10 protein-coding genes and 1 tRNA gene are annotated in these 13280 nt (G+C 74.2%); 4 read left to right on the top strand and 7 right to left on the bottom strand.

Annotated features, from left to right (window positions below; all coding sequences use genetic code 11):
• Positions 1–27: 27 nt before the first annotated feature.
• Positions 28–837, bottom strand: coding sequence for an FhaA domain-containing protein (locus ACI79H_RS12495; protein WP_456554720.1), 810 nt, complete (start codon positions 835–837; stop codon positions 28–30).
• 172 nt (positions 838–1009) lie between these two features.
• Here ACI79H_RS12495 and ACI79H_RS12490 point away from each other — a divergent pair.
• Positions 1010–1092: transfer RNA gene (locus ACI79H_RS12490), tRNA-Leu, on the top strand.
• A gap of 61 nt (positions 1093–1153) precedes the next feature.
• Here ACI79H_RS12490 and ACI79H_RS12485 read toward each other — a convergent pair.
• The gene (locus tag ACI79H_RS12485) at positions 1154–4030 is read right to left on the bottom strand and encodes an EAL domain-containing protein (RefSeq protein WP_456554719.1); all 2877 of its coding nucleotides are present in this window, start codon (positions 4028–4030) and stop codon (positions 1154–1156) included.
• A gap of 534 nt (positions 4031–4564) precedes the next feature.
• On the opposite strand from ACI79H_RS12485, the gene ACI79H_RS12480 reads away from it, so the two are divergent.
• Positions 4565–6217, top strand: a complete 1653-nt coding sequence (locus ACI79H_RS12480) for a methyl-accepting chemotaxis protein (RefSeq protein WP_456554718.1) — start codon at positions 4565–4567, stop codon at positions 6215–6217.
• A gap of 197 nt (positions 6218–6414) precedes the next feature.
• Here ACI79H_RS12480 and ACI79H_RS12475 read toward each other — a convergent pair whose 3' ends face one another.
• Entirely contained in the window at positions 6415–7266 is an 852-nt protein-coding gene (locus ACI79H_RS12475) for a hypothetical protein (RefSeq protein WP_456554717.1), read from the bottom strand.
• A complete protein-coding gene (locus tag ACI79H_RS12470) occupies positions 7263–8246 on the bottom strand; it encodes an ABC transporter ATP-binding protein (protein ID WP_456554716.1) in 984 nt (327 codons plus the stop codon). The genes ACI79H_RS12475 and ACI79H_RS12470 overlap by 4 nt, the downstream gene beginning before the upstream one ends.
• Before the next feature lie 56 nt (positions 8247–8302).
• On the opposite strand from ACI79H_RS12470, the gene ACI79H_RS12465 reads away from it, so the two are divergent.
• On the top strand, positions 8303–8806 hold the full coding sequence (locus ACI79H_RS12465; RefSeq protein ID WP_456554715.1) for a MarR family winged helix-turn-helix transcriptional regulator: 504 nt from the start codon (positions 8303–8305) through the stop codon (positions 8804–8806).
• A gap of 152 nt (positions 8807–8958) precedes the next feature.
• On the opposite strand, the gene ACI79H_RS12460 is transcribed toward ACI79H_RS12465, so the two are convergent.
• The 3 genes from ACI79H_RS12460 to ACI79H_RS12450 all read right to left on the bottom strand — a co-directional run bounded on the left by ACI79H_RS12460 (position 8959) and on the right by ACI79H_RS12450 (position 12727).
• Complete coding sequence (locus ACI79H_RS12460; protein ID WP_456554714.1) at positions 8959–10947, bottom strand: acetoacetate--CoA ligase; 1989 nt, start codon at positions 10945–10947, stop codon at positions 8959–8961.
• 74 nt (positions 10948–11021) lie between these two features.
• The gene (locus tag ACI79H_RS12455; RefSeq protein WP_456554713.1) at positions 11022–11474 is read right to left on the bottom strand and encodes a DUF1707 SHOCT-like domain-containing protein; all 453 of its coding nucleotides are present in this window, start codon (positions 11472–11474) and stop codon (positions 11022–11024) included.
• Positions 11475–11563: 89 nt separating this feature from the next.
• The gene (locus tag ACI79H_RS12450) at positions 11564–12727 is read right to left on the bottom strand and encodes an acyl-CoA dehydrogenase family protein (RefSeq protein WP_456554712.1); all 1164 of its coding nucleotides are present in this window, start codon (positions 12725–12727) and stop codon (positions 11564–11566) included.
• 72 nt (positions 12728–12799) lie between these two features.
• Between ACI79H_RS12450 and ACI79H_RS12445 the strand changes: the two genes are divergently transcribed.
• Positions 12800–13258, top strand: a complete 459-nt coding sequence (locus ACI79H_RS12445; protein ID WP_456554711.1) for a GNAT family N-acetyltransferase — start codon at positions 12800–12802, stop codon at positions 13256–13258.
• Positions 13259–13280 lie beyond the last annotated feature (22 nt).

The raw sequence follows: 13280 nt of genomic DNA, 5'->3' as shown, positions 1-13280 counted from the left end.
TGGCCATGCGTGATCCCGACGACCTCGTCACGCGCCGTCCCGCCGGTACACCAGCACCGAGTGGCCGATCCGGATGACGTCGCCGTCCGACAGGGGCTGCCGGGTGATCCGCCGGCCGTTGACCAGCGTGCCGTTGGTGGACCCGAGGTCCTCGGCGGTGGCGACGTCCCCCTCGAGGACGACGTCGACGTGCTTGCGGCTCACCCCGGTGTCGGGCAGGCGGATGTCGGCCTCCGTGCCGCGGCCGATGACGTTGCGCCCCTTCGACAGCTCGTGCCGCGTGCCCGGGCCGTCGACGACCAGGGCGTGCTGCACCGCGACGCGTCCCGGCCGGCCGGCGCCCGGAGCCACCCGGCCGGTGTCGCCGACGTGCCCGCGCAGCGGCGGGAGCGGGGGCAGCGGGGGGTGGCCGGGGACCGGCGGGGCCCCGGCGGGGGTGAAGTCGCCGCGCGCGTGCGGCGCCGAGGGGTCGGCGACCTCCGAGGACACCTCGAACACGCCCGTCGGCAGGTCGCTGTCGAGCTCCAGGTGGACGCGGACGGCGTCGAAGATCGAGTAGCCCTCGTCGTCGATGTGCTCGGCGACCATGTCGGCGAGCTCGCCGGCGAGCTGGTCGGACCACTGGCCCAGGTGCTCGTAGTCGGTGTCGCCCAGGCGGACCACGTAGACGTTCGGGGCGAGGATGCGGCCCTCGCCGACGACGGAGCGCTGCTCGTCGGCCTCGCGCTGCAGGGCCTTGGCGATCTCGGCCGGGTGCACCTTGCCCTTGAAGAGCCGGGCGAACGCCAGTCCGACCATGCCTTCGAGCCGCCGCTCGAAGCGCTGCAGTACACCCACAGTCGCTCCTTCGCGCTCGGTCGGGCCCACGTGTGCTCCCGGTGATCGTAGCCGGGTGCCGCACGCCGGACGGGCCAACGCGCGACGCCGGACGCGTTTGGTCCGGCCTCAGGTGAACGACGGCCCCCCTCCCCGGGTTGCGCGCGCGGGCTGCTAGTGTCGTCGCTCGCCAGGGCAAGTGGCGGAATGGCAGACGCGCACGGTTCAGGTCCGTGTGTCCGAAAGGACGTGGGGGTTCAACTCCCCCCTTGCCCACAGCAGTGACAGCGGCCCCCGGGACACCCCCGGGGGCCGCTGTCGTACCGGGCCGAGTGGGTCAGCAAGGCGTCCGCGACCTGCTGGCGCTCGTCAGGAGGAGCTCGCGGACCGCAGCGGGCGCGGCGGGGCGGCCGAGCAGGTAGCCCTGAGCCCGGTCGCACGCCCAACCCCGAAGCGCCCGGGACTGGGCCTCCGTCTCCACACCCTCCGCCACGACGCGGAGGCCGAGGCCGTGGGCGAGGCCGATGATCCCGGCGATGAGTGGCGAGGACGGTGCAGATCCGGAGAGCTGCGAGGTGAAGGACCGGTCGATCTTGAGCTCGGTGACCGGAAGCCGCTGGAGTTGGGCCAGCGAGGAGTAGCCGGTCCCGAAGTCGTCCACGGAGATGCCGACCCCGAGGGTCCGGAGGTGCTCGAGGTGTCCGTGGCGGGTCGCCACCTCCGTGAGCACCTGGCTCTCCGTCACCTCCAGGGTCAGCGACCGGGCCGGCAGGCCGGTCTCGGCCAGCACGCGAGCCACGGAGCCGGCGAAGTCGGGATCGGTGAGCTGGACGGCGGAGACGTTGACGGCCACCTCGAGGTCCGGTCCGTCCGCTCGCCAGGCGGCGAGGGTCCGGCACGCTTCCCGGAGTACGTGGTCACCGATGTCCCTGATCTGGCCGCTGGCCTCGGCGAGGGGGATGAAGACGTCGGGCGGGACGGGCCCGAGCGTGGGGTGCTGCCAGCGCGCGAGCGCCTCGACGGCGACGACGCGGCCGCTGACCAGGTCGACCTGCGGCTGCAGGTGCACGACGATCTCCCCGCGGTCGACCGCGCCGTGCAGCTCGGTCTCCAGGCGCAGGTCCGCCCGGACCCGCTGCTCCGGCGACCCCGGGGACCCGGACTTGCGGCGGTGCAGGTCTTCCTCGGCGCGCACGAGCAGGTCCCGGGCGGTGTCGGACACGTTGCCAGCCGCCCCGGCGACGGCGATCCCGATGGCCAGGTCGACGAAGACCTCGTCGTCCCCGGTCCGTACCGGGGCGGCCAGGGACCGGTGGATCCGGTCGGCCACCTCCCGGGCGCCGGGCTCGGACGTGCCGGGCAGCAGGACGGCGAACTCGTCACCGCTGAACCGGGCGACGGTGTCCTGCTCGCGGACCACCGACCGCAGCCGACGGGCGACCTCCGCGAGCACCTCGTCGCCCGCCCCGTGCCCGAGGCTGTCGTTGATGCGCTTGAGCCGGCTGACGTCGCAGTAGAGCAGTCCCGTGCGGCCGGCGGGACCATCGGCTCTGCGCAGCGCGGTCACGATCCGGGAGTGCAGGAGCGCTCGGTTCGGCAGGCCGGTGAGCGGATCGTGTGCCGCCCGGTGGCGGATCTCGTCGAGGAGCTGGCTGTTGTCCAGCGCCACACCGGCCAGGCCGGCCAGGCCCCACATCCGCTCGGTGGTCCCCTCGCCGAGCGCGGCCGGCGGTGCGCTGTGCGCCCAGTAGGCGAGGACGATGCCCACGAGCCGGTCGTCGACCGTGATCGGCACTCCGCCCATCGCGGTCACGTCGAACTCGCGCAGCACCGCGTCCGCCCAGGCCGAGCTCGACCGGTCGACCAGCATCGGGGCGCCCACGGCGATCAGCTCGCACAGCTCGGGACTGTCTGCCGTGCTCGTGACGTAGCCGTCTGCCCGTTCGCCCAGGTCCGGCGGCCAGCCGCTGAGGCCGGCGATCCAGACGGACTGGGCCTCGGCGTCCCACAGCGCGACGGCGGCGCGGTCGGCGCCACAGAGGCCGGGCACGGCGTCGGAGACGACCTGGGCGATCTGCTGCGCCTCCCGGCGGCCGGCGAGTGACCGCGCGACGGTGAGCAGCAGGCGCGCGGTCTCCTCCTGCTCGCGTGCCTCCGCGAGGGCGGCCGTCATCTCGATGGCGGCCGCAGCGTGCCGGGCGTAGGCGGTGAGCAGCTCGACGTCGCCGGGAAAGGACGCCTGGCCGGGCCAGGCGACGACGGCCAGGACGCCGTAGTCCCGTGTCGCGGAGGTCACCGGCACGGCGAGCACGGAGGTGCCGCCGACGTCCCGGCAGCCGACCTCGAGCCGTTGGTCGCCGAGCGCGGCCAGCACCGAGGAACCCAGGCCGCGGGAGCGCACGTGCCGGTTCCCATGGGGGAGCCGGACATCGAGCACGTAGCCGGGGGCGTGCACCGCGCGGTCGGCGCGTTCGGCGACGCGGTCGAGGGTCTCCTCGAGAGAGTCCGCGCTGAACAGGTCGGTGGCAGCCTCCTGCAGGTCGCGGAGCCGCTCCTCCGCGTCCGCGACGGGCGCCTGGACCGTGCCGAGCGGCGCCGAGCGGCGCCGGCCGCGGCCGCGGTGGCCAGAGCGTGCATGCTCTTCCTGCCAGGTGACGGTGTATTCGCACTCCGGGGCGCCGTCGATCTGGCAGGCCCAGTGCTCGACCACCGCCGGCTCGAGTCCGAACAGCACCGGAGCGTTGCGGAGCATCCCGATGTTGTAGTCGCAGTCCACGCGGCCGGGGGAGTGCGGCGGCAGTACCCGCCAGGTCAGCCGTGCCGTCCCATCGGCGGCGGACTCGCAGCGGAACACCGCAGAGGTGTCCAGGCGGGTGGAGATCCGCGAGACCTGGCGCAGCAGCCGCGCCGGGCTCCCGAAGGTCCTGAGCACGCGGCGCAGCGCCATGACCGCGGGGTCGGACATGGCGGCTCTGCCCAGTGCCAGCCCGATCCGCGGATCACCGAGCTCCTCGGCGGCCGCGTCGAACAGGCGCAGCTTGTCCGGGTACGACACCCGGCCCCGGAGGCTCTGCAGCATCGTCCGCCGGTCGGCCAGTCCGGCGCGATCGAGGACCCGTTCGACGGCGCCCTCGCCGCCCCGTGCGGCCACCACGCGCAGCAGCAGCCGCGTGGTCACCGTGGATGTCCCCGCCAGCGCTGTCGCTGCGTCCACGGTGCCTCCTCGTCCTGTCCGGCCCTCTGCCGATTCCGGCCCCGGGAACTCGCCCTTCACAGCTGGTATCGGCCGATCTCGTCTCGGGTTGAGGTCGGCCGTGCGCCCGGCTCCCCCGTACGGGGGCCTCGGCCCGCGGGCCGTCCGCCGATCACACCGGCCCGGGCGCGGATACGGGACGGGCGAGCCGCCGCCACAGGCGCCCGTGCGCGTCCGGCCTCAGCGGAGCGACGACCAACGGTCCGTCCAGACGTGTCGTGCCGGGGGCGAGGATGCCCACCCTCGTCAGTCGACAAGCCGATGCCATTCCGTCGGGTGATCGAAGAATGGTTCACCGGCCATTCTTTGTCGACAAGGTGACGTTGCATCCGAATCGTTGTACGAGCCATTTCGACACGCGCTCATTTATGGGGCGATCGGCTCTCGAAACACCTAACGTCCTGCCGCACCGGAGATCCGGCCCGAGCAGCAGCGCCCACGGCTCCGGCACCACCACCACCCGTCCGCGTCAGCGGACCTCCGTAGGAGCACACGATGTCCAGCAACGACACCGCACAGACCGGAGACCGGCCGACCGGACAGGCGGCTCCCTCGCGCGCCTGGTGGGGCGACCGCGGTGTGAGCACCAAGACCCTCACCGCCGTGGGGACGGCTGCCGCCGTAGCCGTGGGCATCGGCGTCATGGGCATCACTGCTCTGGGCACCTCCGCCGACACGACGCAGGAGCTGTACGAGAGCAACATCGCCGGCCTCGAGGCAGCAGCGGACATGAAGGAGGTGCTGCTGCAGATCCGCATCGACTCCCGGAACGCGCTCCTCACGCCCGAGGAGGCGGACACCGCCGAGATCCTGCAGGTCACGATCCCCGCCCTGGCCGACGAGTTCCGCACCGCCGCCGACGCCTACGCCGAGTCCGCCCCGACGGCGGAGAAGCAGGCGCTGGTCGACGAGGCGGTCGCCGCGTTCGACGAGTACGTGCAGGCGTCGGAGAGCCGCCTGAACCCCTTGGCGCTCGCGCTGGACTACGAGGGATGGTGGGTCACCAACACGACCGAGGTCGCGCCCCTGGCGGTCCAGGTCGACGAGAACCTCGCCCAGGTCCGCGAGATGGAGGACGCCGACGCCTCGGCGGCCGCCGCAGCCGCGCAGGACCAGTACACGTCCCAGCGCACGCTGTCCATCGCGGTCCTCCTCGCCGGTATCGCGCTCGCCGCCGTCATCGGGCTCGTGGTGGCCCGTGGGGTCGCCGGCGGCGTCCGGCGGGTGCAGCGGGTCGCCGAAGCGCTCGCAGCCGGGGACCTGACCCAGAGCAGCGGCCTGCAGACCCGCGACGAGCTCGGGCAGATGGGCCGGGCCCTGGACACCGCGGTCGCCAACATGCGCGAGGTCCTCTCCGGAGTCGCGTCCTCCGCCGACGCGGTCGCCGCCTCCTCCGAGGAGCTGAGCGCGTCCTCGGCCCAGATCTCGGCGTCGGCCGAGGAGACCTCGGCCCAGTCCGGCGTGGTCAGCTCGGCGGCCGAGGAGGTCTCGCGCAGCGTGCAGACCGTGGCTGCCGGTGCGGAGCAGATGGGTGCCTCCATCCGGGAGATCGCCACGAACGCCGCCGAGGCCTCCGACGTCGCCGCCCGCGCCGTGACCGCCGCCGAGACGACCACCGCCACCGTCGCCAAGCTCGGTGAGTCCTCGGCCGAGATCGGCAACGTCGTCAAGGTCATCACCTCGATCGCGGAGCAGACGAACCTGCTGGCGCTCAACGCCACGATCGAGGCCGCCCGGGCCGGTGAGGCAGGCAAGGGCTTCGCCGTGGTCGCCAACGAGGTGAAGGAGCTGGCGCAGGAGACGGCCAAGGCGACCGAGGACATCGCCCGCCGGGTGCAGGCCATCCAGGGCGACACCACCGCCGCCGTGGCCGCGATCGGCGAGATCAGCCAGATCGTCGCCCAGATCTCCGACCGGCAGACCACGATCGCCAGCGCGGTGGAGGAGCAGACCGCCACCACCAACGAGATGACTCGGTCGGTGCAGGAGGCCGCCCAGGGGTCGGGGCAGATCGCGGAGAACATCACCGGCGTCTCCACGGCGGCCGACTCCACCACCCAGGCGCTGACCCAGACGCGGGTGGCCGTCGACGAGCTCTCCCGGATGGCCGCAGGGCTGCGCACCTCGGTGTCCCGCTTCACCTACTGAGCACAGGACTCCCCGCGGTCGGTCCCGGCCGGCCGCGGGGAGGGCCGCCGGCGCGGGCCGTCGGCGGACGACCCGCCGGGCGCCGACGACGACGGAGCGGCGAAGGGCCCGGTCGTGGGATCGTCGTCCGGGGGCCTCGACGTCCGGGCGGACCCGCGACGGCCGGCAGCCCCCCGGCAGGGCGTCCCCGGCCCCGGTCAGAGGTCGCGGCGTCCGATCACCCGAGCCGCGGCGGTCAGCACGACGACGGTGTAGGCGGCCAGGACGAGGACGCCCGTGACCGGTGGCAGGTAGCCGGGCGGACCGTGGAGCTGGAGGACCGCCTGGCCGGCCTGGCTGGGGAGCCACGGTCCGACCGTGTCCGCGATGCCGGCCGGCAGGAGTCCCACGAGCACCGGGAGCAGGAACAGCGCCCCGGTGAGCAGGACCACGGTCGCCGCGGTCGAGCGCAGCAAGGTGCCGATGCCGAGGCCGAGCAGCGCGACGAGCACCAGGTAGGCCGCTGCTCCCAGGATCGCGCGAGGGACGCCGGGATCGGTGAGGTCCGGGAAAGATCCCTGCCTGTCGAGGATGCCCAGGCCGACGGCGGTGCCGACGGTGGTGGCCAGGAGAGCGACCGGCACGGTGAGGGTCAGCAGGAGCAGCGCCTTGGCTGCCAGCAGCACGCGTCGCTGGGGGACGGCGAGGCCCGAGACGGTGATGGCGCGGGACGAGAACTCGGCTGTGACGAGCAGTGCGCCGAGGAGTGAGAGAGCGACCTGGCCCATGAAGACGCCGCTGAGCGCCTCGGCCACCGGCTCGATGCGGGCCCGCTCGGCCGGTGGCAGCGATGCCGGGTCGCGGCTCAGGGGGATGGCCACCGCCAGGCTCATCATGATGCCCAGGAAGGTGCCGAGCGCCGTCCACGTGGACGGGAGCGACCGGGCCTTGATCCACTCGGCGGAGGCGGCCCGGCGCAGCTGGCGACGTCGCCCCGGCGACGTCCGCGCCACGCGATCGGCGAGGACGGCGGCTCCCGTGGTCGCCGTGCCGGCGTCCGGGGCGCTCATGCGGCGGCCCGTCGGCCGGCGACGGCCCCTGGTGGGTCGCCGGGCACGTCGGCCGCGGGGGGCCGGCCACGGTACTGCGACGCCTCCGCCGTGAGCTGCAGGTAGGCCTCCTCGAGCGACCCCCGGCGTGCGCTGAGCTCGAGCAGCGTCACCCCGTGCTCGGCGGCTATCCGGCCAATCTCGTCAGTACTGCCGGCGCGCACCCACAGCGCACCCCGGCCGTCCAGGGGGGACGGTCGGTCGGACGCGACCTCCACACCCCGGGCCCGGAGCAGATCGGCGAAGGCCCGCGGATCGGGTGTGCGCACCCGCACGCCGGACCCCTCGGCGCGAGCGGTGACGTCCGCGACCGTGGTCTGGGCGAGGAGCCGCCCCCGGCCGATCACGACGAGGTCGTGGGCGGTCATGGCCATCTCGCTCATCAGGTGCGAGGACAGCAGCACGGTGCGGCCCTCGGCGGCCAGCTCCTGCAGCAGCCCGCGGATCCAGATGATCCCCTGGGGGTCCAGGCCGTTGACCGGCTCGTCCAGGACGAGGACGGCAGGGTCGCCGAGGAGCGCTCCGGCCAGGCCCAGGCGCTGGCTCATGCCGAGGCTGAAGCCCCCCACGGGGCGGCGCGCCACCTCCTCCAGCCCGCAGGTGGACAGGACGTCACGGACCCGGCCGGCGCCGATGCCGTTGCTGCGGGCAAGGGCCAGCAGGTGCGCCCGGGCGCTGAGCCGGGGCGCGACCGCACGGGCGTCGAGGAGGCTGCCCACCAGGTGGAGCGGGGCGCGGAGGTCCGCGTAGCGGCGGCCGGCGACCATCGCCGTGCCGGCGTCCGCCCGGTCCAGGCCGAGCAGGATCCGCAGCGAGGTGGACTTGCCCGCACCGTTGGGACCCAGGAAGCCGGTCACGGTCCCCGGCCGGGCGGTGAAGGAGAGCCCGTCCAGCGCCCGGGTGGCCCCGTAGTGCTTGACCAGCCCGTCCACCTCGATCACCGAGGACACCGCGTCGGCGCAGTTACTTCCATGATGGAAGTAGTAGCATCCCCCACGTGGACGCGCAACGGGCGGGCGAGATGGTCGCCCTGCTGCGCGAGTTCACCCTGGCCAGCGACCGTTTCGCCGACGTCGTCGCCCGGCGGCATGCGCTCCACCGCACGGACCTGGAGGCGCTCGGGCACCTCTGGGGCGCGCAGCTGCGCCACGAACCGCTGACCCCGGGTCGACTGGCTGCAGCGCTGGCCCTGAGTGCGCCCGCGACCTCCGCCCTCATCGGCCGCCTCGAGCGTGCCGGCCACGTGGCTCGCCGTCCCGCCGAGCACGATCGGCGGAGCAGCGTGCTGGTGCTCCCCGAGCTGACGCGCGACCTGACCGCTGCTGTCTTCCGTCCACTGGGCGGCCGGTTGCGCGAGGTGGTCGGCAGCCTGCGGCCCGAGGAGGCCGAGATCGTCGAGCGCTTCCTGCGGGCGTGCGTCGACGCAGCGCGGGATGCCGCCACCGATGGAGAGGACACGGCCTCCACCCAGGACGGCCACGACGCCGGATCCCCGTCATGAGGCCTTCGTCGACGGACGGCCCGCCGAGCATCCCGTGACAGAGAGGCGGCGCAGGGCTCCCCGGACGGTGGGAGCCCTGCGTCCTCCCAGGTCCCGGTAGGTGAAGGAGCTGCGGCTGCGCAGCGCGCCGGCCTGCTGGCGCACTCCCTCGGTCAGGCCTCCGCGCGCTGCCGGGCGAGGTCGGCGAACCAGGTGACGGCGGCCGGGTCGTCGACGGCGCCCAGGTTGCAGGCCTTGTCGATCGCGACGCCCTGCATGATCCGCTTGACCGGCACCTCGAGCTTCTTGCCCGTCGTGGTGTGCGGGATCGCCGGCACCTCGAGCACCTCGTCGGGCACGTGCCGGGGCGAGGCCTGCGTGCGGACGGCGGAGCGGATGCGGTCGGTGAGCTCGGCGTCGAGCGCCGCGCCCTCGGCCAGGCGCACGAACAGCGGCAGCCAGTAGCCGCCGTCGGGCTGCTCGATGCCCAGGACCAGGGCCTCGGCGACCTCGGGCAGCGCCTCGACGGCCTGGTAGATGTCCGAGCTGCCCATGCGGACGCCGTGCCGGTTGAGCGTGGAGTCCGAGCGGCCGGAGATGACGCAGGTGCCGCGGCTGGTGATGGTCAGCCAGTCGCCGTGCCGCCACACGCCGGGATAGGTGTCGAAGTAGGCGTCGTGGTACCGCTGCCCGTCGTCGTCACCCCAGATGCGCAGCGGCATCGAGGGCATCGGCTGCAGGATGACCAGCTCGCCGACCTCGTCGACCAGCGGCCGGCCCTCGGCGTCCCAGGACTCGACGTGGACGCCCAGCGCCCGCCCGGACATCTCGCCGAGGTGCACCGGGAGCCAGGGGGAACCACCGACCAGCGTCGCGGCGAAGTCGGTGCCCCCGCTGAACACGCGCAGGACGAAGTCGGGGCCGAGCTCGTCGTAGACCCAGCGGAACGAGCCGGCCGGAAGCGGGGAGCCCGTGACGCCCAGGCTGCGCAGCGCGGAGAGGTCGTGGTCCCGCCCGGGGTGCAGCCCGGCCTTCTCGCACGCCTGCAGGTAGCCGGGGCTCACGCCGAGGCTGGTGAGCCGGTGCTCCTCGGCCAGCTGCCAGAGCCGGTCGACCGAGGGGTACATGGGGTTGCCGTCGTACAGCACCGCGGTGCTGCCGGTCAGCAGCCCGCTGACCATGCTGTTCCACATGATCCAGGTGGTGGACGTGTAGGACATGCCGCGGTCGCCGGGCTGCGGGTCGTTCTGCAGTCCGCTCTGCGCCAGCGCCATCAGCAGGATCCCGCCGTGCCCGTGCACCAGGCCCTTGGGCAGCCCGGTCGTGCCGGAGGAGTAGACGACCCACAGCGGGTGGTCGAAGGGCAGCTGCACGGGCTCGGGCTCGCCGGGCTCGGTCAGCAGGTCCGCCCAGCGGGACCCGTCGCCGTCCTCCCGCGTGCCGAGCACCGGCACGGTCACGACCTCGCGGAGCGTGGGCAGCGCGGCGGCGAGGTCGTCCACCAGCTGGCGCCGGTCGTGCTCCCGGCCGCCGAAGCGGTAGCCGTCGACGGCGATCAGCAGGGCCGGCTCGAGCTGCGCGAAGCGGTCGATCGCGCTCTGCAGCCCGATCTCGGGCCCGCACGCCGACCAGATCGCCCCGACGCTGGCGGCGGCGAGGAAGGCGACGACGGCCTGCGGGATGTTGGGCAGGTAGCCGACGACGCGGTCGCCCGGGCCGATGCCCCGGCTGCGCAGCGCGGTCGCCACGGCGCCGACCTGCTCGGTGAGCTCGGCCCACGTCGTCTCGGCGACCGCGCCGTCCTCGGCCACGGCGACCAGCGCCGTCTCGGTCCCGCGGCCCTCGCCGCGCCGCAGGACGTGCTCGGCGTAGTTCAGCCGGGCGCCGGGGAACCAGACGGCGCCGGGCATCGACCGGTCGACCAGCACCGCGTCGTACGTCGTCCCCGGTCCGACGTCGAAGAACTCCCACACCTCGGCCCAGAACTCGTCGAGGTGCTCGACCGACCAGCGCCACAGCGCGTCGTAGTCCTCGAACCGCGTGCCGTACCGGGTTTCGAGCCGGCGGGCGAACGCGGTCAGCCGCGAGGCCTCCACCCGCTCCGCGGACGGCGCCCAGAGCACCTCGCCGGGCTCTCGGACGGGTTCGGTGCCTGCGGCCACGCGTGCCTCCCGGGCTGGGGATCGGATCGGCCCACGCTAGCGCCGGCCCTCGGCCGGCCTGTGACGCGGTGCACTCACCGACCGGGCAGCGCCTGGGGCCCGTCGTCGTCGCCCCGGCGGCCGAGGGACTGCACCAGGAGGACCGCACCCCACGGGCCGATGACCCAGATCGGCCAGAAGTAGAGGAACTCCCAGCTCGCCAGCGAGGTGACCGCCCAGATCGCGACCACGATCGCGGCGGTGCTCGCCCACGAGCGCCAGGAGTGCGGGTCGCCGGCCCACCCGTGCGCGGCGACGTCCTCGTAGGGCGCCGGCTGCGGCGCGGCGGCGGGCGGGGCTGCGGGCAGCGCACCGGGCAGGTCGGTGGTCAGCGCGTCGAGCTCGCCGTAGGTCTTCGCGGCGTAGGCGGAGGCCAGCCGCTCCTCGTACTCGGCGACGGTGAGCCGGCCGGCGGCCATGTGCTCGCCGAGCACGGTGGCGACGGCGGCGCGGTCGGCGTCGGCTGCGCGCAGGTGCGGTTCGGGCATCGGAACTCCTGGGGCGGTGGGTGCCAGTCTCGCCGCCGGCGGCCGGTCCGTCATCCACCCTTCGGTGGGTTCCACGTGGAACCGACGGGCTACGCGGTGGGCGGGACGACGGCCGAGGTGAGGGAGCGGCCGATGACCATCCGCTGGATCTGGTTGGTGCCCTCGAAGATCTGCATGACCTTCGCCTCGCGCATGTAGCGCTCGGCCGGGTGGTCACGGGTGTAGCCGGCGCCGCCGAGCACCTGGACGGCGTCGGTGGTCACCTGCATGGCCGCGTCCGTGGCGACCAGCTTGGCGATGCTGGCCTGGCGCGCGTACGGCTTGCCGGCGTCCTTGCGGCGGGCGGCGACCAGGTAGGTGGCCCGCGCCGACTCGACGGCGGCGGCCATGTCGGCCAGCAGGAACTGCACCCCCTGGTGCTGGGCGATCGGCCGGCCGAAGGCCTCGCGCTCCACCGCGTAGCCGACGGCGAGGTCGAGCGCGGACTGCGCCAGCCCGACGGCGACGGCGCTGACCCCCAGCCGCCCGGAGTCGAGCGCGGCCAGCGCGATCTGCATGCCGCGGCCGCGCTCTCCGACGAGCCGGTCGGCGGGCACCGGGACGTCGTCCAGCCGGATCGCCGCCGTGGTCGAGCCGGTCAGGCCCATCTTCTGCTCCGGCGGCGCGGCGCTCAGGCCGGCCAGGTCGGGGGTGAGGTGGAAGCAGGAGATGGCCCGGTCGCCGTCGTCGGGCGTGCGGAGGAACGTCGAGTAGAAGTCGGCCTGCCCGCCGTGGGTGACCCAGGCCTTCTCCCCGGACGCCGTCCACCCGTCGCCGGCGGCCCGGGCGCCGGCCCGCATCGCCGCCGGGTCCGAGCCGGCGTGCGCCTCGGACAGGCAGTACGCGCCCAGCAGCTGCCCGCCGACCATGTCCGGCAGGAGGTCGCGGCGCTGCGCCTCGGTGCCGAACCGGTCGACCGGGAAGCAGGACAGCGTGTGCACGCTGACGCCCAGCGCCACGCTGGCCCAGCGGGCGGCCAGCTCCTCGACGACCTGCAGGTACACCTCGTAGGGCTGCCCTCCGCCGCCGACGTCCTCGGCGAACGGCAGTCCCATGAGGCCGGCGTCGCCCAGCAGGCGGAACACGTGGCGAGGGAACCGCTCCTCGCGCTCGGCGGAAGCCGCGTGCGGTGCGAGCTCCGCGTCGGCGATCTCGCGGGTGAGGGCCAGCAGGTCCTCGGCCTCGCGGGTGGGCAGTTCGCGGTCGACGGGCACGGTGCTCCTTCGGATGGCTTCCCGCGGACGGTACCGCCGGAGCCCCGGGGTGCCGTCGCGGAGGATGGACGCGTGCGGATCGAGGAAGCGGACTGGGACGACCCCGTCGTCCAGCGGCTGAGCAACGACCAGCAGGCGGAGATCCGGGCCCGCTACGGCGGGAAGCTGGAGCCCGGGCAGGCACCGTCGGCCGCCGACGTCGCCGTCGTCCTCGTCGCGCGGGACGACGACGGGACGGCGCTGGGCTGCGGCGCCCTCCGCCCGCTCGGCGACGGCGCGGCCGAGGTGAAGCGGATGTACGTCGTCCAGTCGGCGCGGGGGCGCGGGGTGGGCCGGGCGGTGCTGGCCGGGCTCGAGGACGCCGCCCGGGCACACGGCTGGTCGACGCTGCGGCTCGAGACCGGCCCGCGGCAGCCCGAGGCGGTCGCGCTCTACCGCTCGGCCGGCTACCGCCCGATCGACGCGTTCGGGGTCTACGTCGACGACCCGGACGCGCTGCACTCGCTCTACTTCGAGCGCACGCTTCCCTGACCGAGATCTGCACACTCGGGGT

The organism is Blastococcus sp. SYSU D01042, assembly GCF_054050515.1.
Note: the sequence above shows the minus strand (reverse complement) of the source record. Positions and strands in the feature narration are given on the sequence as shown.